The following is a 25,998-nucleotide window of genomic DNA, read 5'->3' on the forward strand; positions in this document are numbered from 1 at the left end:
AAACAGTCCCGCCTCCGGAGCCCTGCCTGCCGGATATCGTGGTTGCCCGCTGAATTGCCTCGTTGCCGTACCAATTGCCCGCCTGTTCTCGTCGACTCCCCCTGAAGCCGCCCGGCGCTTGCGCAGGCCGCCGCGTGCCGCTGCGCCGCCTCGGCTTTGCCGTGCTGGCTGCCTGGGGTCTGGCGGCATGCGCGCAGACCGGTGCCCCGGTGACGGGCGCTGACGAATCCGCGGCAGCCTTGCAGCCGCCGCGCATTGCGCCGCGGCCGGCGGTGCCGGCAACGGTCACCGCGTCAGTGGCGGCGCCAGGCATACCGGCGGCAGCGCCGGCAGCGGCGACCGCCGCAACGGCAGCATCGCCCGCGCCGGCCACCACCGAAGACCCGCTTGCCGCGCTGATCGCCGGCGAAGCGGCGCCCGCGGCGAGCGTCACCGTACCCGCTTCGGCGGACACCAGCATTGCCGCGACCCCGCCGCCGGTCGATCCCGATTTCGTCGGCCCGCCCGAACCTCCGGCCCCGCCGCCACCGCCGCTGGTGCTGTTCCCGCCCAGGCTTGGCGAATTCCAGGCCGAGGCGTCCCCTGCCCCGGCTCAAGGTGCTGCGGACGCCGGCACCCCGTCGGACGCGCCGCCGGTATTGCATTCCCACCTGCCCGCCGAAGACCCGGCGGGCGATTCCGTGTGGCGCCTGAGCTACAGTGGCCGCGCTGCGGTCGAGGATCGCCCGTCCACCATGCGTGCCTGTCCCGGTGGCGCGCTGTCCACCGGCATCGGCAGCGGGCTGGCCTGCCGCAGCGCGGGCGAGGTCCGGATCCGCGAGTCGGTGCTGGACCTCGACGGCGGCGCCCAGGTGATGCTGATCGCGCAGGCGCGCGGCACCGATGCCACTACCGTCAATGGCCGCCCGGCGGCGATCGATCCCTATGCGCTGGTGCCGCAGTTCTATACGGCGGTGAGCGGCCTGGCGGTGCTGGACGGCGCCACCATGTGGGCCGGCCGGCGCGACAACGCGCCGTTCCTGATGTCGTCCGGGCTGTTGCCGCCGAACTCCACGGCGATGCGCTTCGGCGTGGACAACGCCAAGCTGGTTGGCGATATCGGCCTGAACTACCAGTACACCGCGCGCGCCGACCAGAACGGACAGAACCTGCCCAGCTACCACTCGCTGCGCACTGCGCCGATCCCCACCAATGAACAGGGTTCGGTCCAGCTCGGCTTCACGCGGGTGGAAGCGCAGCCGCTGGTGGAGGACTCCGGCGGAGCGTGGTGGGCTTCGGCGCTGCACGAGCAGAAAGGCGTGCTGTTCGGCACCAACCGGCTGGGGTTGCAGTTCGGCTCGGGTTCGCGCAATGCCATGACCGGCTATACCGGCATGGGACCGTCACTGTCGCGCACGCGTGTGGCCGACTCGATCGAATGGAAGAGCCGCTGGGGGCTGAGCGGCGCCGTCGAGCAGAGCCTGCAGTTCGACCGTTCGCCGGTCGGCACGCTCCAGTGGACCACCACGCGGCTGCGCCCCGCCTACGTGGCCAGCAGCCAGTTCCGGCTGAACTTCGAGGTGTCGCACGACCAGATCTCGTCCGGCTTCGGCGTCAGCGGCCAGCGCACCGCACTGACCGTGGCGCCGACGCTGACGCTGGGCAAGTCGGCCGGGAATGCCAACCTGCGCGCCTTCTACACCTACAGCCGCGCCAGCGACGTGGATGGCATCGGCTACACCGCGCCGGCCGACGCGTGGGCCTCGCAGCCGAGTGGCTCGATCTTCGGCGTGCAGCTCAATCGGCGCTGGTAGTTGCGCTGGTAGGGCCGCTCAGGGTACCGGCCGGCGCCGGTGCCACCGCGGCGGGTTTGCGCAACAGCCAGTGGAACAGCAGCGTGGCCGCCAGCCCGCCGCCGATCTGCGCCAGCACGAAGCCCGGCACGTCCTGCGGCCGGATCCCGGTGAAGGTATCGGTCAGCGCGCAGGCCAGCGTCAGCGCGGGATTGGCGAACGAGGTCGATGACGTAAACCAGTAGCCCGCGGTGATATAGCCGGCCACCACGAACGGCACCAGTTGCGGGCGGCTGCGCAGCGTGCCGATGCCCACGCCGACCAGGCCGAAGGTCGCCACGAACTCGCTCCACCACATCGAGGCGCCAGTGCGGCTCTGCGCCGACCACGCCAGTGCCGGCTCGCCGAACATGGCATGCGCCGCAAGCACGCCGCAGACACCGCCCGCCAGCTGCACCAGCACGTAGCGCAGCGCATCGCGTGGGGCCAGTGTGCCCTGCACCAGCGCCGACAAGCTCACCACCGGGTTGAAATGCCCGCCCGAGACGGGCCCCAGCGACACCAGCAAGGCCACCAGCCCGGCGCCGGTGGCGAGCGAGTTCGCCAGCAGCGCGAGCGCGGTGTCGCCGGCGGCCAGGCGCTCGGCTCGAATGCCAGAGCCGACCACGATCGCCACCAGCAGCGCGGTGCCGAGTCCTTCCGCCACCAGGCGGCGCGCCAGCGTACTCATCGCTGCGCTGCGCCGGCGCAGCGGCGCGAAGTGGGGACGGGAGCAAGGCCGGCCCGTGGCTTTGTATCGGGGCCTGTGGCGGAAACGATGGGGACAGCGCGCAGCAACAAGATGGACAACGTCGCCTGAGACGACGCCTCGAACGGTGGCAGGTCGTTGCCCTGAGCAGGTCAACGCCGCGGCGCAGCGGCTGCGCACGCGGTCGCGACAGTGTTCCGCCGCGGCCCGGGCGCGTCAATGCGCGCTGGCGATGTTGTGTGCTGACGCCGGGTTTCGAATCGCGCCGTTCAGCGCAACAGGAACGCAATATCCTCGACCACGATATTCCCCACCGGGATGCCCTTGCGGCGCTGGAACAGGATGTGCTGCTGCACGCGGCTGCGCTGTTCGGCAAACACGGCGGGATCGATCGGCGTGCCCAGGCGCATGTAGTGCTGCACCAGCAGCTTGTAGGCGCGATGGCGCACCTGCATGGCCTCGGTCTCGGCGCGCAACCGCTTGATCTCCGCCGGGCTGCGGTCGATGGCCTGGTGCAGCTCTTCCACCGTGCGCGCGTGCAGCTCGCGGTAGACATCGCGCTCGGCTTCCATCTGATGCAGCTCGTCGCGCAGCGCACGGATCTTGTTCTGCAGCTTCAGGGTCTGCGATACCGCCTGCTGCATCCGCCCCGCCGCCCCCAGCGCCTGGCTGGCCGCCGCCACGGTGCTCTTCCACAAGCCACGCTCGCCGGCCGCGGTCTGCGGCGGCCAGCGCTTGTCCGTCCCGATCAGTGTGTCCATCGAACCCCCGGTGAAAAGGTATCGGCCCGGGCCGGCGTATCTGCTTTATATAAGACTTGGGATGCGGCTTGGCCGGCCTGGCCCGCGCGCCTGGCAGCGGCGCGTCAGGGCATCGTAGAGAGACATGGATCGGGTGCCAAGTAGAAGATTTTTACTTCTGGATTGGGTGTTGCGCGCCACGCAAAACGACGGCCGCGTCAGCGGCTGGACAGCATCCGGTGCGACTTCGCATAGGCACGCAGCACGTCGTTGATGCGCGTCTGCCAACCATCACCGGTTGCCTTGAAGGCTTCGACCACATCGCGGTCGCAACGCATGTTCAGCGTGACCTTGCGTTGGCCTTCCGGCAGCGCCGGACGTCCGCGGGGTCGCAACAGCGCTTGCGCTGCCTTTCCACCGACCAGCCGGGGCAGGACTTCACGCGCCGGCCGCATGCGCGCCAGCTCGGCATCCGTCAGCGGCGGGTTGTCACGATCGGCCTGCGCTGCGCGGGTCAGTGCCTTGTCTTCGGCATCAGTCGGGATATGAACCTTGCGTTTCGTTGACATACTTCAGTACCTCGCGGCGATTGGCTTTGCGCAGGCTGATGACGCGCATCGTCTCGCCTCGCATCGTGTAGACCATGACAAAGACACGGTTGCCGATCAGCCCGGTCGCGATCACGCGCCCTTCACCGTATGCAAAGCGCAGATCGTCCCGGATCAGCGCACCATCCATCTCGAATGCTTCGGCCAAGGCGAGCGGTACGCCATGCTTGATCTGGTTGGCCAGATCCTTGACCGGATCGAACACGAGCGGCACCAATTTATTGTATAGGCATTAAATAGGCGGGACAAGGAATATTTGCCAGTACAAAAATTCCCTGTCGGGTGCAGCAGGCAAGCTTCCTGCTGTCGAGCGCGTCACGATGTGCCGGCACGCGCAAGGCAACCTTGACTTCGGTCAGCCGTGTCGAGCGGTTCGGGGGGATGCGACGTGGGTGGAATGCAGATGTGTCGCCGGAGAGCGCGGAAGGCATGGCGCGCCCAATGAGCGCCCAATGCAAAAAGCCCGGCTGCAAGAGCCGGGCTTTTCCTGTTCTGGTGGCCTGGGACGGAATCGAACCGCCGACACAAGGATTTTCAATCCTCTGCTCTACCGACTGAGCTACCGGGCCAAAGAAGCGAAACTATAACTTGTCTTTCAGGACCAGTCAAGCGTCATGTAGGGCACTGCCTCAGTGTTCGGCCGGTTCCGGCTTGTTGCGGCCCAGTTCGACGCCGAGTTGCTTGAGCTTGCGGTACAGGTGGGTGCGCTCCAGCCCGGTCTTCTCGGCCACGCGGGTCATGCTGCCGTGTTCGCGCAGCAGGTGGTATTCGAAATAGGCGCGCTCGAACAGGTCGCGCGCTTCGCGCAGCGGCATGTCGAACGAGAACTGCATCTCGGCCTCGGGCACGCGCGCCGGGCTGCCATTGGGCGCGGCTTCGGCAGTGGTCTCGGGCGTGGCGGCGGCAGTGCCAGGCTCCGCGGTCGGCGCGGTGGCGGGTGCGGCGGCGGCCGCGGTGCTGCTGCGCGGGCGTTCGATGCCGCGGGCCAGGCCCTGCTCCACCGCGGACAGCAGCTTCTGCAGCGCGATCGGCTTTTCCAGGAAATTGAGCGCGCCGATCTTGGTGGCCTCGACCGCGGTATCGATGGTGGCGTGGCCCGACATCATGATCACGGGCATGGTCAGCTGTCCCTGCGCGGACCACTCCTTGAGCAGCGTGACGCCATCGGTATCGGGCATCCAGATATCGAGCAGCACGAGATCGGGCGTGCCCGCCGCACGGTAATCGCGCGCCTGTTGCGCGTTTTCCGCGAGTTCGACCACATGGCCTTCGTCGCTGAGGATCTCCGAGAGCAGCTCCCGGATTCCCATTTCGTCATCGACTACGAGGATGGTTGCCATACTTCCCCTCTTAACCCCACCGCAGCGTTCCGGGACCGGACGCCAATGTTGACTATGCCAGTTTAACGAACAGGATCGAGATCTGCGCACCGACGATCTCGGCACCTTCCATGCGATTGCGCAGTTCGATGCGCGCGCCGTGTTCGTCAATGATCTTCTTTACCATCGCGAGCCCGAGACCAGTGCCCTTGGCTTTGGTGGTCACATAGGGCTCGAACGCACGGCTCAGGATGCGTGGTGCAAAACCGGGACCATTGTCCGCAATGGTGAGCTTGACGGCCTGTCGGTTCTCGCCGGCAGAATCTTTGTATTCTACAGTCTCGGTGTGCAGAGTGATATGGGGCGCCGCCCTACCGGCCGCGACGTTCTCCGCGGCCGCGTCCTGCGCGTTCTGCAGCAGGTTGTGGATGACCTGGCGCAGCTGCGTCGGGTCGCCCTTGATCTCGGGCAGCGCTCGGCCCAGCGTCGGATGGATCACCGGGTGCTCGTGCACCGCCGGATCGTCGATGCCGTACAGATGCAGCACCTCGGCCACCAGGCTGTTGAGCTGCAGCGATTGCAGCACCGCCGGCGGCGTGCGCGCGTAATCGCGGAAATCATCGACCATGCGCTTCATCGCCGCCACCTGGTTGACGATGGTGGCGGCGCCGCGCTTGAGCACGTCGGCATCGGTGCCTTCCAGCTTGGGCGAGAGCTTCATCTGCAGGCGCTCGGCCGAGAGCTGGATCGGCGTGAGCGGGTTCTTGATCTCGTGCGCCAGGCGCCGTGCCACCTCGCCCCACGCCACCGAGCGTTGAGCGGAAATCACATCGGAAATATCGTCGAAGACGATCACATAGCCGGGCTCGTCACGCTCGCCGCCGGGCAGGCGCGCGCCACGCACCAGCAGCGTCAGCGGCTGCTCCTCGCCCTGCGGCAGTTCGATCTGCTTCTGCCAGTGCTCGGCGCCGCCCAGCACCTCGCTGGTGTTCTGGTCCGAGAAGGCCTGGCGCACGATCTCGCCGAACGTGCCCATGCCGGGGATCTGTTCCATCGGCAGACCCATCACCGCGCCGAAGGGCTGGCGGAAGATGCGTTCGGCGCCAGGGTTGGCGGTGATCAGCACGAAGCGGCGGTCGAACACCAGCACGCCTGCGGTAAGGTTCTGCAGCACGCTTTCGAGGTAGGCCTTCGACTGCTCCAGCGCGGCGCGGTTTTCCTCGACCGCCAGGCGCGCCTCGGCCAGCTGGCGCGTCATCTGGTTGAACTGCTGCGTGAGCATGCCCAGCTCGTCGCGGCTCTTCAGTTCGCGCTTTGGCGACAGATCGCCCTCGGCCACTTCCTTGGTCCCCTGCAGCAGCATCAGCAGCGGCCGCGCCAGCTGGCCGCCGAGCAGCAGCGCCAGCATCACCGCGATGAACACCGCCAGGAACAGCGTCAGCGTCAGCGTGCCGATATACATCTTGCGCAGGCCGGTGCGGCCCAGCGCCTTTTCCTGGTATTCCTGGTACGCGCGCTGGACCTCGTCGGCATTGCGCGCGAGCACGGCCGGCACCGGCTGCAGCACCTGCAGGTAGCGCTCTTCGCGCACGGTCTCGCCGACCAGGCCGAAACCGCTCGACGGCGAATCTTCCGGGCTGCGCTCCACCGACAGGCCCGAGCCGGCCCAGCGCGGCGGGCGGGCTAGCGCACGCGGTGCGCTGGCGGCGCCGACCGTATCCTGTGCCGGCCCTGGCGCCGCGCCCAGCGGGATGATCACGCGCACCCGATACAGGTGGCTGCTGTCGACACGCTCGGCAGCCTGGCCGACATCGCTCGACGGATCGGTGCCGCCCTCCACCGCGGCATAGCCACCGGCCAGCCGCGCCTGTTCTGCCAGCACGCCGGAAGGCAGGTCCGGCACCAGCGAGGCATAGTTGCTGGAAGCGCTTGCCAGCACGCGGCCGCTGCCGGTGAAGATGGCGGCTTCCTGCACGCCGTACTGCTCGCGCAGCCGGTTCAGCTGCAGCGAGGTGGCCACGCCGGAGGCGCCGGCCAGTTGCTCGGACATCAGCCGTGCCTTGACCTGCAGGTCGGCAAGCGAGCTGTCGATGGTGGAGCGGCCCAGGTTCAGTCCGGCCTCGAGCGCGGTTTCCACGCGCACGTCGAACCAGGACTCGATGCTGCGCGAAACAAACTGCAGCGACACCAGGTAGATCAGCACGCCGGGCAGCACGCCGACCACGCCGAAGAACACGGCGAGCTTGGTCATCAGCCGCGTGCCGAACTTGCCGCGGCGATAGCGCAGCCACAGCGTGACCGCGAGCGCGCCGACGGTCAGCACCAGCAGCGCGCCGATCACCAGATTCACCTTGAACAGCAGCGTGAAATAGCGATCGAAGAATTCGGTATTGGCCGAGGCGCCGGCCAGCAGGCCCACCAGCACCAGCGCCAGGAACACGATGATGCCGGCCACGACGCGGTACAGCACGCGCCGGAACCGGCTGTCCCACAACGGGTTGCTCATGGCTGGCTCGACGCGGGCTGCGCCAGCAGCGCCGGCGACAGCGCGTACGACGCGGCCTGCAGATACAGCCCGCGTCCTTCCATCAGGCCGCGCTCGTTGGCCGCGGCAGGCATCGAGGCCGGAGACGGTGCGGGCGCGGGCATGGGCGGCGAGGCCGGCAGCGCGGGCGATGCGGGCAACGCGGGCGGCGGTGCCGGCGGCTGCGGCGGTGGCGCGGGCGGCGCGCTCAGGTCGGTCGGCACGGTGTAGGTGAAGCGCCGCCAGTCGGACGCCAGGTTCCAGTCGCGCGTGTTGACGGCGTTGATCTGGAACGGCTTGGGCAACTGCGACAGGTCCAGCCGCATGCGCACTTCGGCGTTGTAGGTCTCGCCGGGCTTGACCGCGTTGCGCTCGAACACGCGCCAGCCGCGCACGCGCTGGATAAACTGCAACGCGCTCTTCAGCCGCGTGAACGGCAGCTGCAGGCCGCCGGTGGAGATGCGGTACTGGCGCGTCAGCGGCTGGTACGACAGCCGCACGCTGCGGGTGGTGTTGACCGGCTTGTCGTCGAACCAGTACCAGCGCGAGCGCGACAGCTGGAAGTCGACCGCGAAATACAGCGAGATGCCCTTGTGCAGCGCGTCCTCGAGTGCGGGCGGCAGGTCGAAGTCGAAGCTGGCGGCAAGCTCGAAGCCGCCGTCCTGGTATTCGACGCGGGCCTCGGTGGCTTCGATCACCTGTGCCTGTGCGGCGCGCGGCAGCCACAGCGCGGCGGCCAGCGCCAGCAGCAGCGCGAGTGCCCAGCGCGCCAGCAGTCTGCAGCGGAGGTCCACTTCAACGCGAAAGCCTGACAGGCGCGGCGTGCTCGGCATCGGATCAGATCAGGCGCGTTTCTGGAAGCGGGCGTAGAAGAAGCCATCGTGATCGGATGGCAGGCTGGTACCGTCGGTGCGGCCGGTGCTGTCAAGGGTGGCCTTGTCACCGTCCGCGCCCGCGGCAAGCGTTGCATGGGTGCCGGGCAGCAGTTGTCCCGGCGCCTGCAATCGTATCGCATCTGCCAGTTGCTCACCAAACCAGCGCGCCTGCTCCTCGCCCTCCGTTGGGAAAATAGAACAGGTGACATAGACCAGGATGCCGCCCGGCTTCAGCAGCGGCCAGAGCTGCGAGACGATGCGGCGCTGCTCGGTGATGAGCTTGGCGATATCGGTTTCGCGGCGCAGCCAGCGGATATCGGGATGGCGCCGCACGATGCCCGAGGCCGAGCACGGCACGTCGGCGAGGATGCGGTCGAAGGGTTGTCCGTCCCACCAGTCGGCGGGCCGGCTGGCGTCGCCGACCACGATCCTGGCGGTCTTGCCCAGGCGCGCCAGGTTCTCGCCGATGCGGGTGGCGCGTTGCGGATCGCTTTCGACCGCGGTCACTTCGATATCGGCCAGCTCCAGCAAATGTCCGGTCTTGCCGCCAGGCGCCGCGCAGGCATCGAGCACGCGCATGCCGTCGGCCACCTCGAGCAGCGGCGCGGCCAGTTGCGCGCCGGCGTCCTGCACCGAGACCGTGCCTTCGGCAAAGCCGGGCAGCTGGTTCACCGGCACCGCGCGCACCAGGCGCACGGCCTGCGGACCAACGACGTGCCCGGCCAGGCCGGCGTTGGCGAGGTCGGTGCGGTACTGCTGCACCGACACGCGCGCGGTGTTGACGCGTACCGTCATCGGCGGGCGCACGTTGGCGCTGGCGGCCAGCGCCATCCACTGGTCGGGGTAGGCCTCGCGCAGCATGCGCAGCCACCACGGCGGCAGGTTCCAGCGCGCCTGCTCGTCGCGGTTGACCTCGGCCAGCAGCGCCTTGCGCTCGCGCAGGAAACGGCGCAGCACCGCGTTGACGAGTCCGCGCGCATGCGCGGTCTTGGGTTCGGAGGCGGCCGCGCTCACGGCCTGGTCGACCACCGTGAAGGTGCTGTAGCCCGGACGGCCGGCGTCGGCATCCTGGCGCGCCGGGTCGGCGCCGTCGTGCCGCTCGCGCGGGCCCGGTGTATGTTCCAGCAACAGTGCCAGTGCCACCGCCAGCAGCGAATCGACCTGCGCGCCGGGCGGGCGCGTCACCAGCTTGGTCACCAGCGCGCGCGCGGTGCCGAACTGGCGCATGGTGCGGTAGGCGATGTCCTGCAGCGCGCCGCGCGTGGCGGCGTCGCGCACGCGGTCCAGCTTCAGTTGCGCGGCGGCGTCCTCGATCGCCTGGGGCAAGGCGGTGCCTTCGCTGACGGTGCGCACCGCGGCGGCGGCACCAAGCATCTGGAAGGCAAGCGAATCGGGAGGCAGGCGCATATCGGTCAGGCGGCGGATCAGGCAGCGGGTAAGGCGGTGAATCGGGAAGGCGTGGGCACGGGCCAAAAAAAGCCCGCCGGTCCACGCGGAACAGCGGGCAGTTTACCTTGTGCCGGGGCCGCGCCCCGGATTTCCGGCGGCTCAGGCCGGGTAGGTGCCGGTCTGTGCCATCTGCATCAGGCGCGCGATGCGTTCCTCGGTGGCCGGATGGGTCGAGAACAGGTTGGCGATGCCGCCGCCGGACAGCGGGTTCATGATCATCATCTGCGCCGTGGCCGGATGCTCCTCGGCTGCCTGGAACGGAATGCCCTGCGCGTAGCGGTGGATCTTGTCCAGCGCGCTGGCCAGTGCCTGCGGGTCGCCGCTGATCTCGGCGCCGCCGCGGTCGGCTTCGAATTCGCGCGCGCGCGAGATCGCCATCTGGATCAGCGAGGCCGCCAGCGGCGCCAGGATGGCCACGGCAATGCCGGCGATCGGGTTGGTGCGGTTGCCGTTCTCGTCGCGCCCGCCAAAGAACATCGCCATATTGGCCAGCGCCGAGATCGCGCCGGCCATGGTGGCGGCGATGGTCGAGGTCAGGATGTCGCGGTGGCGTACATGGGCCAGCTCGTGCGCCATCACGCCGCGCAGCTCACGCTCGGACAGCACGCGCAGGATACCGGTGGTGGCCGCCACCGCGGCATGTTCCGGATTGCGGCCGGTGGCAAAGGCGTTGGGCGCGTCTTCGTTGATCAGGTAGACGCGCGGCATCGGCAGGCCGGCGCGCTGCGCCAGGTCCTGCACCATGCCGTAGAACTGCGGCGCGCTGCCGGCATCGACTTCCTGCGCGTTGTACATGCGCAGGACCATCTTGTCCGAGAACCAGTAGGAGAAGAAGTTCATGCCCAGCGCGATCAGCAGCGCGAACATCATGCCGCTGCGCCCGCCGATCATACCGCCGATGACGATGAACAGCGCCGTGATGGCCGCCATCAGCATGAAGGTCTTGACCCAGTTGAACATTGCGGTGATCTCCGTGAAATCGTGACGCGCCCCGGAAAAGCTGGCGCGATGCCCGTTAGATAGGGGCCGATCGCAGAAAATTCAACGGCCGTCCAATGGCCTTTGCAATGTTGCTCACTTGCAGGCAGGGGGGCGCCGTCCGCGGCACATCAAGCGCCATGTGCGCCAAAGGGCTGTCCGCTCACGCCGCCGCAGCGCCGTCGCCGGGCACGACGCAGCGCGTGCCGGGCGGCAGCGGCAGGCCTTGCAGGAACTGCTGCGCCGGCTGCCGGCGCCCGCCCGGCTTCTGCAGCTCGGTGACCTGCAGTGCGCTGCCCTCGCCGCAGGCAATCAGGACGCCGGCGGCGTCGGCCGCCAGCACCGTGCCGGGCGGATGCGGCAGGCTGCTGGCCGCCGCCAGCGGCACGGCCTGCCAGCACTTGATCACAGTGTCGCCTACCTGCACGGTGGCGCCCGGGAACGGGTTGAAGGCGCGCACCTGGTTGGCCAGCTCGGCGGCAGGGCGGCGCAGGTCCAGCGGCGCTTCGTCCTTGGCGATCTTCTCGGCGTAGGTGACGCCTTGCTCCGGTTGCGGCGTGGCCGGCAGCGGGCGGCCGGCATCCAGTTGCCGCAGCGCATCCACGATCATGCGCGCGCCCAGCGCGGCCAGCGTGTCATGCAGCGTGCCGGTGGTGTCGTCCGCGCCGATCGGCACCGCCCCGCGCGTGAGCATGTCGCCGGTGTCCAGGCCCTCGTCCATCTGCATCAGCGTGATGCCGGTCTCGGCGTCGCCCGCCTCGATGGCGCGGTGGATCGGCGCCGCGCCGCGCCAGCGCGGCAGCAGCGAGCCATGGATATTCAGGCAGCCCAGCCGCGGCAGCGTCAGCACCTCGGCCGGCAGGATCAGGCCGTAGGCCGCCACCACCATGACATCGGGGGCGAGCCCGGCAAGCGTTTCGATCGCCGCGGTGGCTTCTTCGGGATACTTGCCCTGGCGGCGCAGCGAACGCGGCTGCAGCACCGGCGCCAGGCCATTGGCAACGGCGAACTGCTTCACCGGGCTGGCCTGCAGCTGCATGCCGCGGCCGGCGGGCCGATCGGGCTGGGTCAGTACCGCGACCACCGGAAAGCCGGCGGCGTGGATGGCTTCCAACGCGACGCGCGCAAACTCGGGCGTGCCGGCAAAGGCGACACGCAAGGGGCTGGCTTGGGACATGGCAGGTTTCCGTGGCCTGAAATGGCACCGGCCGCTATCGCGGCCGGTATCGTGGTTCTTCGGAAGTCATAAAGATAACAGACCCCGCGCCGCTGCCGCACGCGGGTGGCCGGATTCCGGCGCGCTGTTACATCTTTATTGCCGCGCGGCGGCTTACATGCGGGTGCGTTCGCGCTTCTGCAGCTTGCTCTTGATGCGGTTGAGCTTGAGCGGCGACAGGTACTCGACGAAGACCTTGCCGCGCAGGTGATCGATCTCGTGCTGGATGCATACCGCCAGCAGGTCGTCGGCATCGAGCTCGAAGCTTTCGCCCTTCTCGTTGAGGGCGCGCACGCGCACGCGGTCGGGACGCTCGACCCGGTCATAGACCTCGGGCACCGACAGGCAGCCCTCCTCCCACACCTTGCGGTTGTCGCTGGCCCAGACGATCTCCGGGTTGATGAAGACCTGGAGCTGGTCGCGCGTTTCCGAGACGTCGATCACCACCACCTGCTCGTGCACGTTGACCTGGGTCGCGGCCAGGCCGATGCCGGGCGCTTCGTACATGGTTTGCGCCATGTCCTTGACCAGCTGGCGGATGCGGTCGTCCACCGCGGCCACGGGTTTGGCGACGGTGTGCAGGCGGGGATCGGGGTAGGTCAGGATGTCGAGTTTTGCCATGATGCTGGGGCGCAACGCCGGCTGCTGCCGGCAACCGGGCCGCGTTGCGGCGGCGGATGTTTACATGCAGAATCGGGGCGCAAGTACAAAAATTCAAGGCGCGCCGCAACAGGCACGCTCTCCCGGGTCAATCCGGCCGAACCACCGGCCGGTCAGGAAAATGCGCGATCTTACCAAAGAACACCAGGCGGCGTCGGGCCGCAGGCTGCACGCGTTCATCCCCAGATTTCTTGCTTATCCACTATTGAGTGCCGCGGCCTTCACCGCCGTGGCCGCGCTGCCGGCGCTGGCGGCTGACCTGACGGTCACGCCGGCCCAGCAGGCCGAAGCCCAGCGCACCGCCCGGCACGGCATTCCCGTGGCCGATCTTGCCGCCAACGCGCCATCGCAATATACGGTGCGCGCCGGCGACACGCTGTGGGGCATCTCGGGCCGCTTCCTGCGCCAGCCGTGGCGCTGGCCCGAGCTGTGGGGCATGAACCGGCAGCAGATCCGCAATCCGCACCTGATCTACCCGGGCCAGATCCTGTACCTGATCCAGCGCGACGGGCGTGCCTGGCTGTCGACCACGCCGGGCGGCGGCGATACCGTGCGCCTGTCGCCGCAGATGCGCAGCGGCGCCGTCGACGGCGCCGCCATCCTGAGCATCCCGGCCGCCGAGATCGAGCCCTTCCTGATCCGGCCGCTGGTGGTCGACCAGGACACGCTCGACACCTCGGCGCGCATCGTGGCGGTGTCGGAATCGCGCGTCATCCTGGGCCGCGACGACACCGGCTACGCACGCGGCATCCCCGCGGATGCGCCGCAGGGCAGCGACTGGCAGGCCTACCGCCCGCTCACCCCGGTGCGCGATCCCGTGACCCAGGCCGTGCTGGGCTACGAGGCCGAATACGAAGGCAATGTGCGCCTGGCACGCGGCGCGCAGGGTCCGGACGCGGTCTCGACCATGCAGGTCACGCAGGCCAGGCAGGAGATGGGCGTCGGTACGCTGCTGATGCCGCAACCCGCGCGCGAAGCCTTGCGCTACGTGCCGCACGCGCCCGACGCGCAGCTCGACGGCCGCGTCGCCAAGGTCTATGGCGGGGTCGAGTTCGGTGGCGCCAGGCAGGTGGTGGTGCTCAACCTCGGCAGCCAGGCCGGGGTGGAGCCGGGCCACGTGCTGGCCCTGTCGCGCACCGGCGAGACCGTGACCGACAAGACCGACAGCAACCGCGCCATCCGGCTGCCCGACGAGCGCTACGGGTTGGCCTTTGTCTTCCGCGTGTTTCCCGGCGTCTCGTATGCGCTGGTTACCGACGCTTCCAACGTGATCGCGGTCGGCGACCGCGCCACCTCGCCGCGCTGAGCCGCTCTTGGTGACATCTCCGGCGGCGCCTGTCGGCGCCGTATCCCCCTGCCATCCCGGCGCCGGCGCGCCAGCCGCCATCCGCGATGCCGACGACCTGAAGGCCTGGCTGCAACTGGCCTGTGCCCCCGGCGTCGGTCCGGTCGCGGTGCGCCTGCTGCTGGCCGCGTTCGGGCTGCCGCGGCAGGTGTTGGCGCAGAGCGTGACGGCGCTGTCTGCCGTGGTCCCGGCCAAGCTGGCGCGCGCGGTGCTGGCCACGCCGGGGGCCGGGCTGCCGGCGCTGGTCGAACGCACGCTGGCGTGGCTGGGCACGCCCGGCAGCCATCTGCTGACGCTGGCCGACGACGCCTACCCGCGCCGCCTGTTCGACCTGCACGATCCGCCGCCGCTGCTATATATCAAAGGCGATCCCGCGCTGCTGGCCCGCCCCGCAGTCGCCATCGTCGGCGCGCGCAATGCCACCGAGCAGGGCAAGCGCGATGCGCAGGCGTTCGGGCGCGAGCTGTCCGAGGCGGGCCTGACCGTGATCTCCGGCCTGGCGCTGGGCATCGACGCCGCCGCCCATGCCGGCGGCCTGCCGGGCTGCGGCGGCACCATCGCGGTCACGGGGACGGGGGCCGACCGGGTCTATCCCGCCGACAACCTGGCCCTGGCCCATGAGGTTGCCCGGCGCGGCGCCGTGGTTACCGAATTCCCGCTCGGCATGCAGGGTCTGCCGGCCAACTTCCCGCGCCGCAACCGCATCATCGCAGCGCTGGCGCACGGAGTGCTGGTGGTGGAAGCCGCGGCGCGATCGGGCTCGCTGATCACCGCGCGGCTGGCCGCGGAACTCGGGCGCGAGGTGTTCGCGGTGCCGGGTTCGATCCACGCGCCGCTGTCGCAGGGGTGCCACCTGCTGATCCGCCAGGGCGCCAAGCTGGTGGAGCGCACCGAGGACGTGCTGGAGGAAATCAACCTGGGGCCGGCCGCACCGGTGCCTGGCCGGCCGCGAACGCAGGCCGTGGCATCGCCGCCGGCTTCGGACCAGTCTGAATTTGCCGATCCCGCCGACCCCCTGCTGGCCGCCCTCGGCTACGATCCGGTTACGCTGGATGCGCTGTGCGAGCGCAGCGGCCAGCCCCCGGAAGCCGCCGCGGCGCGCCTGCTTGAGCTGGAACTGGCCGGGCATGCCGAGCGTCTACCGGGAAACCTGTTCCGGCGCCTTGCATGAAGGCTGCGCCGGAGCGCCCGTGCAATACCGATACAATGCGCCGGCTGTCCGTGTGTCGCGGGCACCTCATGTTTCCGATGCCATGACCGTTTACTTTCCTGAACGTGACGCCGGCGCCATTGCCGAGTGCCTGGCGGCGCGGCCGCAGGGCCGCCTGGTGGCCTGCCTGTGCGCGCAGTGGTGCGGCACGTGCCGGGATTACCTGGTGGCGCTGACGGCGCTGGCCGAGCGCCATCCGGACGATTGCTTTGTCTGGATCGATATCGAGACCCATGCGGATGCGCTCGGCGATATCGATATCGAGAATTTCCCGACGGTGCTGGTGCAGCCGGCCGCGGGTGGCCTGCCGCAGTTCTATGGCACCCTGCTGCCGCATATCGAGGTGCTGGAACGCATGCTCACGCGCGGCACGGCCATGCCGACGCCCGCCGAAGACGTGCCGGAGGTGCTGGACTGGTTGCTTGGTGGGGGACGCGGCGGCGCCTAGGCGGCGCGCGCGACGGCAGGCGAGCCGCCATGAGGCTGGCTTGCACCGCCGTCGAAACCGCGCTTATTATTGGCGCCTCATAGCCCCCCGGCGTTCGGATTACTACGTTTGCAGTGCAATTAGCGGGTTGCCGGATGCAGCCCGCAAGGACCCTTCCCATGTCAAAAGCCCTCATCATCGCGGAAAAGCCGTCGGTTGCGGCGGATATCGCCCGTGCCCTCGGGGGGTTTACCAAGCACGACGAGTATTTCGAGAGCGATGACTACGTGCTGTCCTCCGCCGTCGGCCACCTGGTCGAGATCGCCGCGCCGGACGAATACGAGGTCAAGCGCGGCAAGTGGAGTTTCGCCAACCTGCCGGTGATCCCGCCGCACTTCGACCTGCGCCCGATCGCCAAGACCGAGTCGCGCCTGAAGGTGCTGAACCGGCTGATCAAGCGCAAGGACGTGACCGCGCTGATCAATGCCTGCGACGCGGGGCGCGAAGGGGAACTGATCTTTCGCCTGATCGCGCAGCAGGCCAAGGCCAAACAGCCGGTGCGCCGGCTGTGGCTGCAATCGATGACGCCGCAGGCGATCCGCGATGGCTTTGCAGCCCTGCGCGAAGACGAAGACATGCTGCCGCTGGCCGATGCCGCGCGCTGCCGTTCCGAGGCCGACTGGCTGGTCGGCATCAACGGCACGCGCGCCATGACCGCCTTCAACAGCAAGGGCGGCGGCTTCTTCCTGACCACCGTCGGCCGGGTGCAGACGCCGACGCTGTCGATCGTGGTGGAGCGCGAAGAGAAGATCAAGCACTTCGTGCCGCGCGACTACTGGGAAGTGCGCGCCGAGTTCATCGCCGCTGCCGGCCTGTACGAAGGCCGCTGGTTCGATCCCAAGTTCAAGAAGAACGAGTTCGACCCCGAGGCGCGCGAGTCGCGCCTGTGGAGCGAGGCCGAGGCCAAGAGCATCGTCGCGGCCTGCCGTGACAAGCCGGGCACCGTCACCGAGGAATCCAAGCCGTCGACGCAGCAGTCGCCGGCGCTGTTCGACCTGACCACGCTGCAGCGCGAAGCCAACTCGCGCTTCGGCTTCTCGGCCAAGAATACGCTGGGCCTGGCGCAGGCCCTGTATGAAAAGCACAAGGTCCTGACCTACCCGCGTACCGACGCGCGCGCGCTGCCCGAGGACTACATGGACACGGTCAAGCAGACCATGGACATGCTCGCCGACAGCTCGCCCAACTACCTGCCGCACGCCAAGAAGATCCTGGCGCAGGGCTGGGTCAAGCCGAACAAGCGGATCTTCGACAACAGCAAGATCAGCGACCACTTCGCCATCATCCCGACGCTGCAGGCGCCCAAGAACCTGTCCGAGCCGGAGCAGAAGCTGTACGACCTGGTGGTGCGCCGCTTCCTGGCGGTGTTCTTCCCCGCGGCCGAGTTCCAGGTCACGACCCGCATCACGGAAGTCGCCGGCCACCACTTCAAGACCGAAGGCAAGGTCCTGGTCAATCCGGGCTGGCTGGTGATCTACGGCCGCGAGGCGCAGGGTGACAAGGACGCCGCCAACCTGGTGCCGGTGGCCAGGGACGAGAAGGTCAAGACCGACAAGGTCGAGGGCGTCGGCCTGACCACCAAGCCGCCCGCGCGCTACAACGAAGCCACGCTGCTGTCCGCGATGGAAGGCGCCGGCAAGCTGGTCGACGACGACGCGCTGCGCGAAGCCATGGCCGGCAAGGGCCTGGGCACGCCGGCCACGCGCGCGGCAATCATCGAAGGGCTGCTGACCGAGAAGTACCTGGTGCGCGAAGGCCGCGAGCTGATCCCCACCGCCAAGGCGTTCCAGCTGATGACGCTGCTGCGTGGCCTGGGCGTGCAGGAACTGACCCAGGCGGAACTGACCGGCGAGTGGGAGCACAAGCTGTCGCAGATCGAGCGCGGCCGCCTCAAGCGTGACGAGTTCATGCGCGAGATTGCGCAGATGACGCAGCAGATCGTCAAGCGCGCCAAGGAATACGACAGCGACACCATCCCGGGCGACTACGCTACGCTGGACACGCCGTGTCCGCAGTGCGGCGGACAGGTCAAGGAGAACTACCGCCGCTTTGCCTGCACCGCGTGCGAATTCTCGATCAGCAAGATCCCGGGCGGGCGCCAGTTCGAGATCGAGGAAGTCGAGGAACTGCTGCTGAAGAAAGAGATCGGTCCGCTGCAGGGTTTCCGCAGCAAGATGGGCCGCCCGTTCGCCGCCATCCTCAAGCTGGGCAAGGACGACGAAGGCCATTACAAGATGGAGTTCGACTTCGGCCAGAACGATGACGAGGGCGACGGCGAGCCGGTCGACTTCAGCGGCCAGCAGCCGGTGGGAACCTGCCCGAAGTGCGGCGGCTCGGTGTTCGAGCACGGCATGAAGTATGTCTGCGAGAACAGCACGACCAGCCCGAAGAGCTGCGACTTCACCACCGGCAAGATCATCCTGCAGCAGGAAATCAGCCGCGAGCAGATCGGCAAGCTGCTCAACGAAGGCAAGACCGACCTGCTGACCGGCTTCAAGTCGTCGCGCACCGGCCGCAACTTCAAGGCCTTCCTGGTCAAGCAGCCCGACGGCAAGATCGGCTTCGAGTTCGAGGTGCGCGAGCCCAAGGCCGGCGCCAAGACGGCGGCCAAGGCTCCGGCCAAGGCGGCATCGCGCGGCGCGGCGGAAGCCGAAGCGGCGCCGGCAACCAAGACCGCCGCCAAGACCGCGACCAAGACCGCTGCCACCAAGGCGCCTGCCAAGAAGGCCGCGGCCAAGAAGGCACCCGCCAAGACCGCCGCGGCCAAGAAGACGCGCGCGGCGGCCGCCGGCGAGTAAGCGCAGCCACCCAGGCAAAACGCCCGGCATTGCCGGGCGTTTTTTATTTGCTGCGGCTCCGCGCGGGCGCCGCCGTCATGTACGCAAGGCGTGGGCGCCCAGGCTGACGGCCGGCTGCTCCTCCTTGCTTCGCACGTGCCCCTCTTCCAGCAGGAAATCGATAAAGGCGCGCACCTTGGTGGGCAGGAACTTGCGGCTCGGATAGACCACGCTGACATCGCGCCGGGGCAACTGGTACTGAGGCAGCACGTGCACCAGCCGGCCGGCTTCGATATTGGGCCGCGCCAGGTAGGACGACAGCATGGCCACGCCCATGTCGGCCAGTGCGGCCTGGTGCGCCAGTTCGGCATTGCTGCACAGCAGCCCCGGGCGGATCGGCACGGTCACCTCGCCTTCGGGCCCGAGCAGCGTCCATTCGTGCTCGGCGCTGGGCAGGCGCATGGCAATGCAGCGATGGTGGCTGAGCTCATGCGCATGGCGGATCGGCGCATGCGCGGCGACATAGCCGGGCGAGGCGCACAGGATCACCTCGGCCGACAGCAGCGGCCGCGCCACCAGGTGCGATCCCAGCCCCAGGTCGGACAGCATCACGGCCACGTCGCGGCCTTCCTCGACGATATCGACATTGCGGTCCGACAGGATCACGTCGAACACCACGTCAGGGTAAAGCTGCTGGAAGCGCGACAGCAGCTCGGGCAACAGGTGCAGGCCGAACATCACCGGCGTCACCAGGCGCAGCGTGCCGGACAGCGACTGGCTGCGCGCAGTGACCACGCTTTCGGCTTCCTCCACGTCTTCCAGGATCTGCTGGCAGCGCTGCAGGTAGGTCTCGCCGGCATCGGTCAGCGACAGGCTGCGCGTGGTCCGGTTGAGCAGGCGCGTGCCGAGGTGGCTTTCCAGGTCGGCCACGTAGCGCGTGACCACCGCGTTGGACATTTCCAGCTGCTGCGCTGCACGCGCGAAGCTGCCGAGCTCCACCACTTTGGAAAACACACGCATCGACTGCAGGCGATCCATGACATAGTCTCCCGGTTCTTTGCTGAATTCTTACGCAATCAGCTTATTTTATTGTCCGAATCAAAACTAATCATTGTGGATCCTGATATTTATTGATATGAGGGAAATGCCTAATATCTAGCCATTGGATGCCGCAATGCAACATGCCCTTCACCTGAAGGTGCCGGATCAGGCATCCACGCTACAAGGAAGGCCTGAATCATGAAAACCAATCGTTACGCCCTCATCGCTGTCGCCACCGTCGCTGCCGCCCTCTCCGCCGCGCCCGCCTTTGCCAAGAATGGCAAGTTCGACGTCTACACCGACGGCGCCAAGGTAGCCAGCTTCGATGTCTACGCCGACGGCGCCCGGGCCGGCAAGTTCGACCCGTACACGGACGGTGCCAAGGCCGGCAAGTTCGACACCTTCACTGACGGCGCCCGCACCGGCAAGTTCGACACCTTCTCGGAAGGCGCGAAGTACGACACCACGACCGATCGCGCGCCGCTCTGAGCCGGCACGGTCCACCGCTTGAACCTGGTCTCCGCAGGTCTTTAGGAGAGCGCCCCGCGTCTCTCCCGCTTTATTGGAGAAGAAGCCCGCACCGGGACCGGTGCGGGCTTCTTTGTTTCTGGCGCCGGCAGATCCGGCGCGGTCCGTGGTCGATTATGCCAGACGCCGCAACGCAATAAGGTCGGGGGGATACCCGCGGGGGCGGCGCCAAAGAAAAACGGGCCATGACGGCCCGTTTTGCTGACCCCGCTGCGACTTAATCGTCGTAGTGGTGGCGATGATGGTGCTTGTGCTTCTTGCGCTTGTAATGGCTCTTGTTGTAGTAGCGGCGATCGTCGTCGTACGAGTTGTTGCGCGAGATATTGCCGCCCAGCGCCGCGCCCGCGCCGCCACCCAGGCCGGCACCGATCAGGCCGCCGGTGCGTCCGCCCATGGCGTTGCCGGCCGCGGTGCCGGCGCCACCGCCCAGCGCGCCGCCGATGATGGCGCCGGTGCGCTCGCGGCGGTTGGACGTGACTGCGCCACCGGCGCCGCCGCCCACCGCACCGCCGATCACGGCGCCGGTGCTGCCTCCCAGCGCGCCGCCGACCGCGGCACCGGCGACACCGCCGAGCGCGCCGCCGAGGGCATTGTTCATGTCGCCCGCAAAGGCCGGCAGCGCGCAGGCCGCCAGGGCAAGGGCAACGGTCAGGTTGCGAACGGGATGGCGAGTCATATGTTTTTTCCTCGAATTGCCATGATGTGTCGCAAGTGTAGATAAGGTGCCGCAGCCTTGCTGTAACCACCTGTAAAGCCCTGTAACCCCCTGCAGAAACGGTATCGGGCCATTACAAAGGCGCGGTGAAAATACAACACTCAATAAAAAGACAGGCGATCAAGTGATCGCCTGTCTGCTTTGTCTGCCCCCGAGCCAGGTTCGGTGGCGATGCTCAGCGTGCCGTCAACAGCACTTGCCCTGCCCGCCGCCGTAACGCGCTTCCTGGCGCTCGCGGAAAAACTCTTCGTAGCTCATTGGCGCTCGGTCAGGGTGCGTGCTTTCCATATGCGCCACATAGGTCTGGTAGTCGGGCAGCCCGACCATCAGCCGCAGCGACTGCCCGAGGTATCGGCCCATGGTGCCAAGTTGTTCCAGCATGGCGGCTCCTTGTCGATGTAAGGATCAGGACTGGGCCGCAGCGGTGCCCGGCAGCGGCTCGAACGGCGTTTCCTTGTCGGTCGGGCGGGTCACGGCGCGGGCCTGCAGCGCGGTCTTGAAGCCGTAGCACACGATCGACAGCACCACCACCATGAACAGCGCGCACAGGCCCGCGTCCAGGTAATCGTTGAAGACGATGCGGTGCATCTGCTCCATCGACTTGGCCGGAGCCAGCACCTTGCCTTCGGCGATGGCGGCGCTGAACTTGGCCGCGTGGGTCAGGAAGCTGACCTTCGGGTCGGCATGGAACAGCTTCTGCCAGCCGGCGGTCAGCGTGCAGATCAGCAGCCAGACGGTCGGCACCAGCGTGACCCAGGCGTACTGGCCGCGCTTCATCTTGACCAGCACGCAGGTGCCCAGCACCAGTGCCACCGCGGCCAGCATCTGGTTGGAGATGCCGAACAGCGGCCACAGCGTGTTGATGCCGCCGAGCGGATCGACCACGCCCTGGTACAGGAAGTAGCCCCAGGCCGCCACCGTCAGCGCGGTGGCGATCAGGTTGGCCGGCAGCGAGTCGGTGCGCTTCATCGACGGCACGAAGCTGCCCAGCAGGTCCTGCAGCATGAAGCGGCCGGCGCGGGTGCCCGCGTCGACGGCGGTCAGGATGAAGAGCGCCTCGAACAGGATGGCGAAGTGGTACCAGAACGCCATCATGGCCTGGCCGCCGACCACCTGGTGCAGGATGTGGGCGATGCCCACGGCCAGCGTCGGTGCGCCGCCGGCGCGCGAGATGATGGTGTTCTCGCCGACGTCCTTGGCGGTCTGCACCAGCACGTCGGGCGTGATCACGAAGCCCCAGGTCGATACCGCCTGGGCCACCGCCTCGGGCGTGGTGCCGATCACCGCGGCCGGGCTGTTCATGGCGAAGTACACGCCGGGCTCGATCACCGCGGCGGCGACCAGCGCCATGATGGCGACGAAGGACTCGGCCAGCATCGCGCCGTAGCCGATGAAGCGCGCGTGGGTTTCGTTCTCCAGCAGCTTGGGCGTGGTGCCCGACGAGATCAGCGCGTGGAAGCCCGACACCGCGCCGCAGGCGATGGTGATGAACAGGAACGGGAACAGGTTGCCCGACCACACCGGCCCGCCGCCCGCGGCGAACTGCGTGAAGGCCGGCATCTTCAGCTCCGGCGCGACGATCAGGATGCCGACGGCCAGCGCGATGATGGTGCCGATCTTCAGGAAGGTCGACAGGTAGTCGCGCGGGGCCAGCAGCAGCCACACCGGCAGCACGGCGGCGACAAAGCCGTAGATGATCAGCATCCAGGTCAGCGCCTTGCCGTCGTAGGTGAACAGCGGCGCCAGGGTCGCGCTTTCATGCACGTACTGGCCGCCGATGATGGCCAGCATCAGCAGCACGAAGCCGATCACCGACACTTCGCCGATGCGGCCCGGGCGGATATAGCGGGTGTAGATGCCCATGAAGATGGCGATGGGGATGGTCACCGCCACGGTGAAGGTGCCCCACGGCGAGTCCGCCAGCGCCTTCACCACGATCAGCGCCAGCACCGCCAGGATGATGATCATGATCATGAAGCAGCCGAACAGCGCGATCATGCCCGGCACCGTGCCCATCTCGGACTTGACCAGGTCGCCCAGCGAGCGGCCGTCGCGGCGCGTCGAGATGAACAGCACCATGAAGTCCTGCACCGCGCCGGCGAACACCACGCCGGCCAGCAGCCACAGCATGCCGGGCATATAGCCCATCTGCGCGGCCAGCACCGGGCCCACCAGCGGGCCGGCGCCGGCAATCGCGGCGAAGTGGTGGCCGAACAGCACCGCCTTGTTGGTCGGCACGTAGTCCAGGCCATCGTTGTGGCGCCACGCGGGCGTCATGCGCTTGGGATCGAGCTGCATCACCTTGTCGGCGATAAAGCGGCTGTAGTACCGATAGGCGATCAGGTAGATGCAGAGCGCGGCAACCACGATCCACAGCGCGCTGACGGCTTCGCCGCGCGCGAGCGCGACGGTGCCGAAGGCAAACGCGCCAAGGACGGCGACGGCCAGCCACACCAGGTGTTCTCCGATGCGATTCATAGTGAAGGGTCTCCTCAGACCGGGATTTGGAAAGCCTGCGGCGGCGAAGGACTGGCAACTGGCAACGGGCAGGATCGGCAGCGGGGTGCGCCGAGGGCGGGCAGCGGGGCAATCCGGCGGTGAGGGTGTCTCCTGGGATGCTGCTGCTCGCCCGGTTGTGTCGTCGTTTCCGGATCTCGTCTTGCAGGCAGGCGATGCACCGTCCGGGTGTGGACGGTGCACCAGCTGCGTCGGCGCATGCGCCCTGCTGGGGCGGCGGCGCTTTCGGCGTGTAGTATTGACACCCGCCAAACCCCGCACAAGCGCGTAACTACGCAGCACTTCTGCGTAGTACTACGCAAGTCGACGGTGGCATGCCGCCTGCGCGGCATCGGTGTTTACCCCCGCTCCCCCGGTCCTGTATGAAACTCCGCCAAAAAATCCTGTTGCTCGCCGTGGCACCGCTTGCGGTGGCGATGCTCGGCATCGCGCTGGCGGTGCGCTACCAGGCCACCCAACTCGCGCAGCATGAACGCGCGCTGGTCGAGGCCGCCTACCTGCAGAGCAAGGAGACCGAGCTGCGCCACTACGTAGAGCTGGCGCAGAGCGCGATCGCGCCGCTGGTGCGGTCCGGCCGCAACGACGTGGCCACGCGCCAGGCGGCGATGGAAGCACTGGCGCGGCTCGACTACGGCCCCGACGGCTACTTCTTCCTGTACGACCTGCAGGGCCGCAACCTGATGCATCCGCGCCAGCCGGAACTGGTCGGCCAGGACTTGTGGACGCTGCGCGACCCGCAGGGCGCGCCCACCATCCAGCAACTGATCGCCGCGGCCAGGGGCGGTGGCGGCGCGGTGCGCTACCAGTGGCGCAAGCCCTCGTCGCAGCAGCTGGCGCCCAAGCTCGGCTACGTGGTGGCGGTGCCCGAATGGGGCTGGATGCTCGGCACCGGCATCTACCTGGATGACGTCGAAAGCACGCTGCGCCAGCTGGATGCGCGCGCCGAGACCGATATCCGCGAGACCATGGCGTGGATCGGCGTGATCGCCGGCATCAGCATCCTGCTGGTGGCGGCCAGCGGCCTGGCGCTGAATATCAGCGAACACCGCGAGGCCGACGCCAAGCTGCGCCAGCTGGCGCAACGCGTGGTGCAGTCGCAGGAAGAAGAGCGCGCGCGGTTGTCGCGCGAGCTGCACGACGGCATCAGCCAGCTGCTGGTCTCGGTCAAGCTGGTGCTGGAGACCGCCGCCAACCGGCTGCGCCTGGCCCCGGCCGAGGGCGCGGCGGTGGCGCCGGTGCTGGGCATGGCGCTGAACCGGCTCGACACTGTCTTCAATGAAGTGCGGCGGGTGGCGCGCAACCTGCGCCCGGCGTTGCTCGACGACCTGGGGCTGTTCGCCGCGCTCCAGCACCTGGCGCGCGAGATGCAGGGCGGCAGCGGCCTCCAGATCGTGGTCACGCAACGCGGCACCCCGCGCGAACTGCCCGACGAGCAGGCCACGGCGCTGTTCCGCATCGCCCAGGAAGCGTTGACCAACGTCGAGCGCCACGCCGGCGCCCGGCGCGTCTGCGTATCGCTCGCCTTCGATGCCGATGCCACGCGCCTGGCCGTGCACGACGACGGCCACGGCTTCGACGTCGGGCGCATGCAGGCCGACCCGCAGCGCGGCATTGGCCTGCGCAACCTGCGCGAGCGCATCGCCGCGCTGTGCGGGCAGTTCGACATCCTTTCCGGCCCGGGCGGCACCCAGATCATCGCCTCGCTGCCGCTGGCCCGCCCCGCGGCCGCCGCGCGCGATGCCATTACCGCAGGACCCTCGCAGTCATGATCCAGTTTCTTGCCGAAGTTCGCGAAGACCACGAAGCGCCCGCGCGCGTGCTGCTGATCGACGACCACGCGCTGGTGCGCGACGGCATGCGCATGCACCTGGCGCTGCAGCCGGGGCTGCGCGTGGTGGGCGAAGCCGACGACGGCGAGGCCGCGCTGGCGTGGCTGGACCGTGCCGGTGCGGCCGACATGCCGGACCTGGTGATCACCGATATCGGCATGCGCGGCATGGGCGGCATTGCGCTGGCGGCGGCACTGCACGACCGCTATCCGGAGCTGGCCGTGCTGATCGTGTCGATGCACGACAACCTCGAATACGTGCGCCAGGCCGTGCGCGCCGGCGCGCGCGGCTATGTGCTCAAGGACGCCCCGGCCGACGAGCTGATCGCGGCGATCCGCTCGGTGCTGGCCGGGCGCGTGTTCTACAGCGCCCGCATCGCGCGCGGCATCGCCGAGCAAAGCCCCGCGGCCGGCCCGCTCGATGCGCTCACGCCGCGCGAGCGCGATATCCTGCGGGGCATCGGACGCGGCCTGGCCAACAAGGAGATCGCGGCGCAGCTGGGGGTATCGGTGCGCACCGTCGAGACCCATCGGCTGAACCTGAAGCGCAAGCTGGGGATCGAGGGGCGCGCCGGGCTGGTGAAGTATGCGGTGGAGACGCTGGGGGACAGCGAGGCCGGATAAGAAAACGCCCGCCTTGGACAAGGCGGGCGTTGACTGG

Annotated in this window: 23 protein-coding genes and 1 tRNA gene; 8 read left to right on the forward strand and 16 right to left on the reverse strand. The window is 68.3% G+C overall.

What is annotated here, in order from left to right; all coding sequences use genetic code 11:
• The first annotated feature begins 134 nt into the window (after window positions 1-134).
• Window positions 135-1,793 carry a carbohydrate porin gene (locus FHX60_RS23860; protein ID WP_183284837.1) on the forward strand — a complete coding sequence of 553 codons (1,659 nt, stop codon included), beginning with the start codon at window positions 135-137 and terminating at the stop codon, window positions 1,791-1,793.
• Here the strand turns inward: FHX60_RS23860 and FHX60_RS23865 are convergent.
• The 12 genes from FHX60_RS23865 to def all read right to left on the reverse strand — a co-directional run bounded on the left by FHX60_RS23865 (window position 1,777) and on the right by def (window position 12,850).
• Window positions 1,777-2,502 (reverse strand): aquaporin, encoded by a 726-nt coding sequence (locus tag FHX60_RS23865; RefSeq protein WP_183284838.1) that lies wholly within the window; start codon window positions 2,500-2,502, stop codon window positions 1,777-1,779. The two genes, FHX60_RS23860 and FHX60_RS23865, sit on opposite strands and share 17 nt — an antisense overlap.
• A gap of 287 nt (window positions 2,503-2,789) precedes the next feature.
• Complete coding sequence (locus tag FHX60_RS23870; protein WP_183284839.1) at window positions 2,790-3,281, reverse strand: hypothetical protein; 492 nt, start codon at window positions 3,279-3,281, stop codon at window positions 2,790-2,792.
• Between the two features lie 197 nt (window positions 3,282-3,478).
• The gene (locus tag FHX60_RS23875; protein WP_112775966.1) at window positions 3,479-3,829 is read right to left on the reverse strand and encodes a BrnA antitoxin family protein; all 351 of its coding nucleotides are present in this window, start codon (window positions 3,827-3,829) and stop codon (window positions 3,479-3,481) included.
• Window positions 3,795-4,073: a BrnT family toxin gene (locus FHX60_RS23880; protein WP_311730630.1), complete on the reverse strand. Its 279-nt coding sequence runs from the start codon at window positions 4,071-4,073 to the stop codon at window positions 3,795-3,797. The genes FHX60_RS23875 and FHX60_RS23880 overlap by 35 nt, the downstream gene beginning before the upstream one ends.
• 288 nt (window positions 4,074-4,361) lie before the next feature.
• Window positions 4,362-4,437 (reverse strand) — tRNA-Phe (locus FHX60_RS23885).
• Between the two features lie 60 nt (window positions 4,438-4,497).
• Window positions 4,498-5,208: a response regulator gene (locus FHX60_RS23890; RefSeq protein WP_183284841.1), complete on the reverse strand. Its 711-nt coding sequence runs from the start codon at window positions 5,206-5,208 to the stop codon at window positions 4,498-4,500.
• A gap of 52 nt (window positions 5,209-5,260) precedes the next feature.
• Window positions 5,261-7,693, reverse strand: coding sequence for a sensor histidine kinase (locus FHX60_RS23895; protein WP_112775968.1), 2,433 nt, complete (start codon window positions 7,691-7,693; stop codon window positions 5,261-5,263).
• On the reverse strand, window positions 7,690-8,544 hold the full coding sequence (locus tag FHX60_RS23900) for a DUF4390 domain-containing protein (protein ID WP_112775969.1): 855 nt from the start codon (window positions 8,542-8,544) through the stop codon (window positions 7,690-7,692). The genes FHX60_RS23895 and FHX60_RS23900 overlap by 4 nt, the downstream gene beginning before the upstream one ends.
• 9 nt (window positions 8,545-8,553) lie before the next feature.
• A complete protein-coding gene (gene rsmB, locus FHX60_RS23905; protein WP_183284952.1) occupies window positions 8,554-9,993 on the reverse strand; it encodes a 16S rRNA (cytosine(967)-C(5))-methyltransferase RsmB in 1,440 nt (479 codons plus the stop codon).
• A 141-nt stretch (window positions 9,994-10,134) separates the two neighbouring features.
• Complete coding sequence (htpX, locus tag FHX60_RS23910; RefSeq protein WP_018005006.1) at window positions 10,135-10,995, reverse strand: zinc metalloprotease HtpX; 861 nt, start codon at window positions 10,993-10,995, stop codon at window positions 10,135-10,137.
• A gap of 181 nt (window positions 10,996-11,176) precedes the next feature.
• Window positions 11,177-12,190 (reverse strand): methionyl-tRNA formyltransferase, encoded by a 1,014-nt coding sequence (gene fmt / locus FHX60_RS23915; RefSeq protein ID WP_116381569.1) that lies wholly within the window; start codon window positions 12,188-12,190, stop codon window positions 11,177-11,179.
• Between the two features lie 153 nt (window positions 12,191-12,343).
• Entirely contained in the window at window positions 12,344-12,850 is a 507-nt protein-coding gene (def, locus tag FHX60_RS23920; protein ID WP_183284842.1) for a peptide deformylase, read from the reverse strand.
• Between the two features lie 160 nt (window positions 12,851-13,010).
• Here def and FHX60_RS23925 point away from each other — a divergent pair, with 160 nt between their 5' ends.
• The 4 genes from FHX60_RS23925 to FHX60_RS23940 all read left to right on the forward strand — a co-directional run bounded on the left by FHX60_RS23925 (window position 13,011) and on the right by FHX60_RS23940 (window position 18,729).
• The gene (locus tag FHX60_RS23925; RefSeq protein WP_183284843.1) at window positions 13,011-14,195 is read left to right on the forward strand and encodes a LysM peptidoglycan-binding domain-containing protein; all 1,185 of its coding nucleotides are present in this window, start codon (window positions 13,011-13,013) and stop codon (window positions 14,193-14,195) included.
• A gap of 7 nt (window positions 14,196-14,202) precedes the next feature.
• Window positions 14,203-15,405, forward strand: coding sequence for a DNA-processing protein DprA (dprA, locus tag FHX60_RS23930; protein WP_183284844.1), 1,203 nt, complete (start codon window positions 14,203-14,205; stop codon window positions 15,403-15,405).
• An 82-nt stretch (window positions 15,406-15,487) separates the two neighbouring features.
• Window positions 15,488-15,892, forward strand: a complete 405-nt coding sequence (locus FHX60_RS23935; RefSeq protein ID WP_183284845.1) for a thioredoxin family protein — start codon at window positions 15,488-15,490, stop codon at window positions 15,890-15,892.
• Window positions 15,893-16,050: 158 nt separating this feature from the next.
• Window positions 16,051-18,729 carry a DNA topoisomerase III gene (locus FHX60_RS23940; protein ID WP_116602285.1) on the forward strand — a complete coding sequence of 893 codons (2,679 nt, stop codon included), beginning with the start codon at window positions 16,051-16,053 and terminating at the stop codon, window positions 18,727-18,729.
• A gap of 75 nt (window positions 18,730-18,804) precedes the next feature.
• On the opposite strand, the gene FHX60_RS23945 is transcribed toward FHX60_RS23940, so the two are convergent.
• Window positions 18,805-19,746, reverse strand: coding sequence for a LysR family transcriptional regulator (locus tag FHX60_RS23945; protein WP_092315480.1), 942 nt, complete (start codon window positions 19,744-19,746; stop codon window positions 18,805-18,807).
• A gap of 201 nt (window positions 19,747-19,947) precedes the next feature.
• Between FHX60_RS23945 and FHX60_RS23950 the strand changes: the two genes are divergently transcribed.
• A complete protein-coding gene (locus FHX60_RS23950) occupies window positions 19,948-20,238 on the forward strand; it encodes a hypothetical protein (RefSeq protein WP_112775976.1) in 291 nt (96 codons plus the stop codon).
• Window positions 20,239-20,494: 256 nt separating this feature from the next.
• Here FHX60_RS23950 and FHX60_RS23955 read toward each other — a convergent pair whose 3' ends face one another.
• The 3 genes from FHX60_RS23955 to FHX60_RS23965 form a co-directional block, all read right to left on the reverse strand.
• Window positions 20,495-20,953 (reverse strand): hypothetical protein, encoded by a 459-nt coding sequence (locus FHX60_RS23955; RefSeq protein ID WP_092315476.1) that lies wholly within the window; start codon window positions 20,951-20,953, stop codon window positions 20,495-20,497.
• Window positions 20,954-21,178: 225 nt separating this feature from the next.
• The gene (locus FHX60_RS23960) at window positions 21,179-21,373 is read right to left on the reverse strand and encodes a YbdD/YjiX family protein (protein WP_012354346.1); all 195 of its coding nucleotides are present in this window, start codon (window positions 21,371-21,373) and stop codon (window positions 21,179-21,181) included.
• Between the two features lie 24 nt (window positions 21,374-21,397).
• The gene (locus FHX60_RS23965) at window positions 21,398-23,470 is read right to left on the reverse strand and encodes a carbon starvation CstA family protein (RefSeq protein ID WP_183284846.1); all 2,073 of its coding nucleotides are present in this window, start codon (window positions 23,468-23,470) and stop codon (window positions 21,398-21,400) included.
• A gap of 401 nt (window positions 23,471-23,871) precedes the next feature.
• On the opposite strand from FHX60_RS23965, the gene FHX60_RS23970 reads away from it, so the two are divergent.
• Complete coding sequence (locus FHX60_RS23970; RefSeq protein WP_112775978.1) at window positions 23,872-25,278, forward strand: cache domain-containing protein; 1,407 nt, start codon at window positions 23,872-23,874, stop codon at window positions 25,276-25,278.
• Window positions 25,275-25,961: a response regulator gene (locus FHX60_RS23975; protein WP_092315469.1), complete on the forward strand. Its 687-nt coding sequence runs from the start codon at window positions 25,275-25,277 to the stop codon at window positions 25,959-25,961. The genes FHX60_RS23970 and FHX60_RS23975 overlap by 4 nt, the downstream gene beginning before the upstream one ends.
• The last annotated feature ends 37 nt before the right edge of the window (window positions 25,962-25,998 follow it).

Source organism: Cupriavidus alkaliphilus, from assembly GCF_014191175.1.
GTDB lineage: Bacteria > Pseudomonadota > Gammaproteobacteria > Burkholderiales > Burkholderiaceae > Cupriavidus > Cupriavidus alkaliphilus.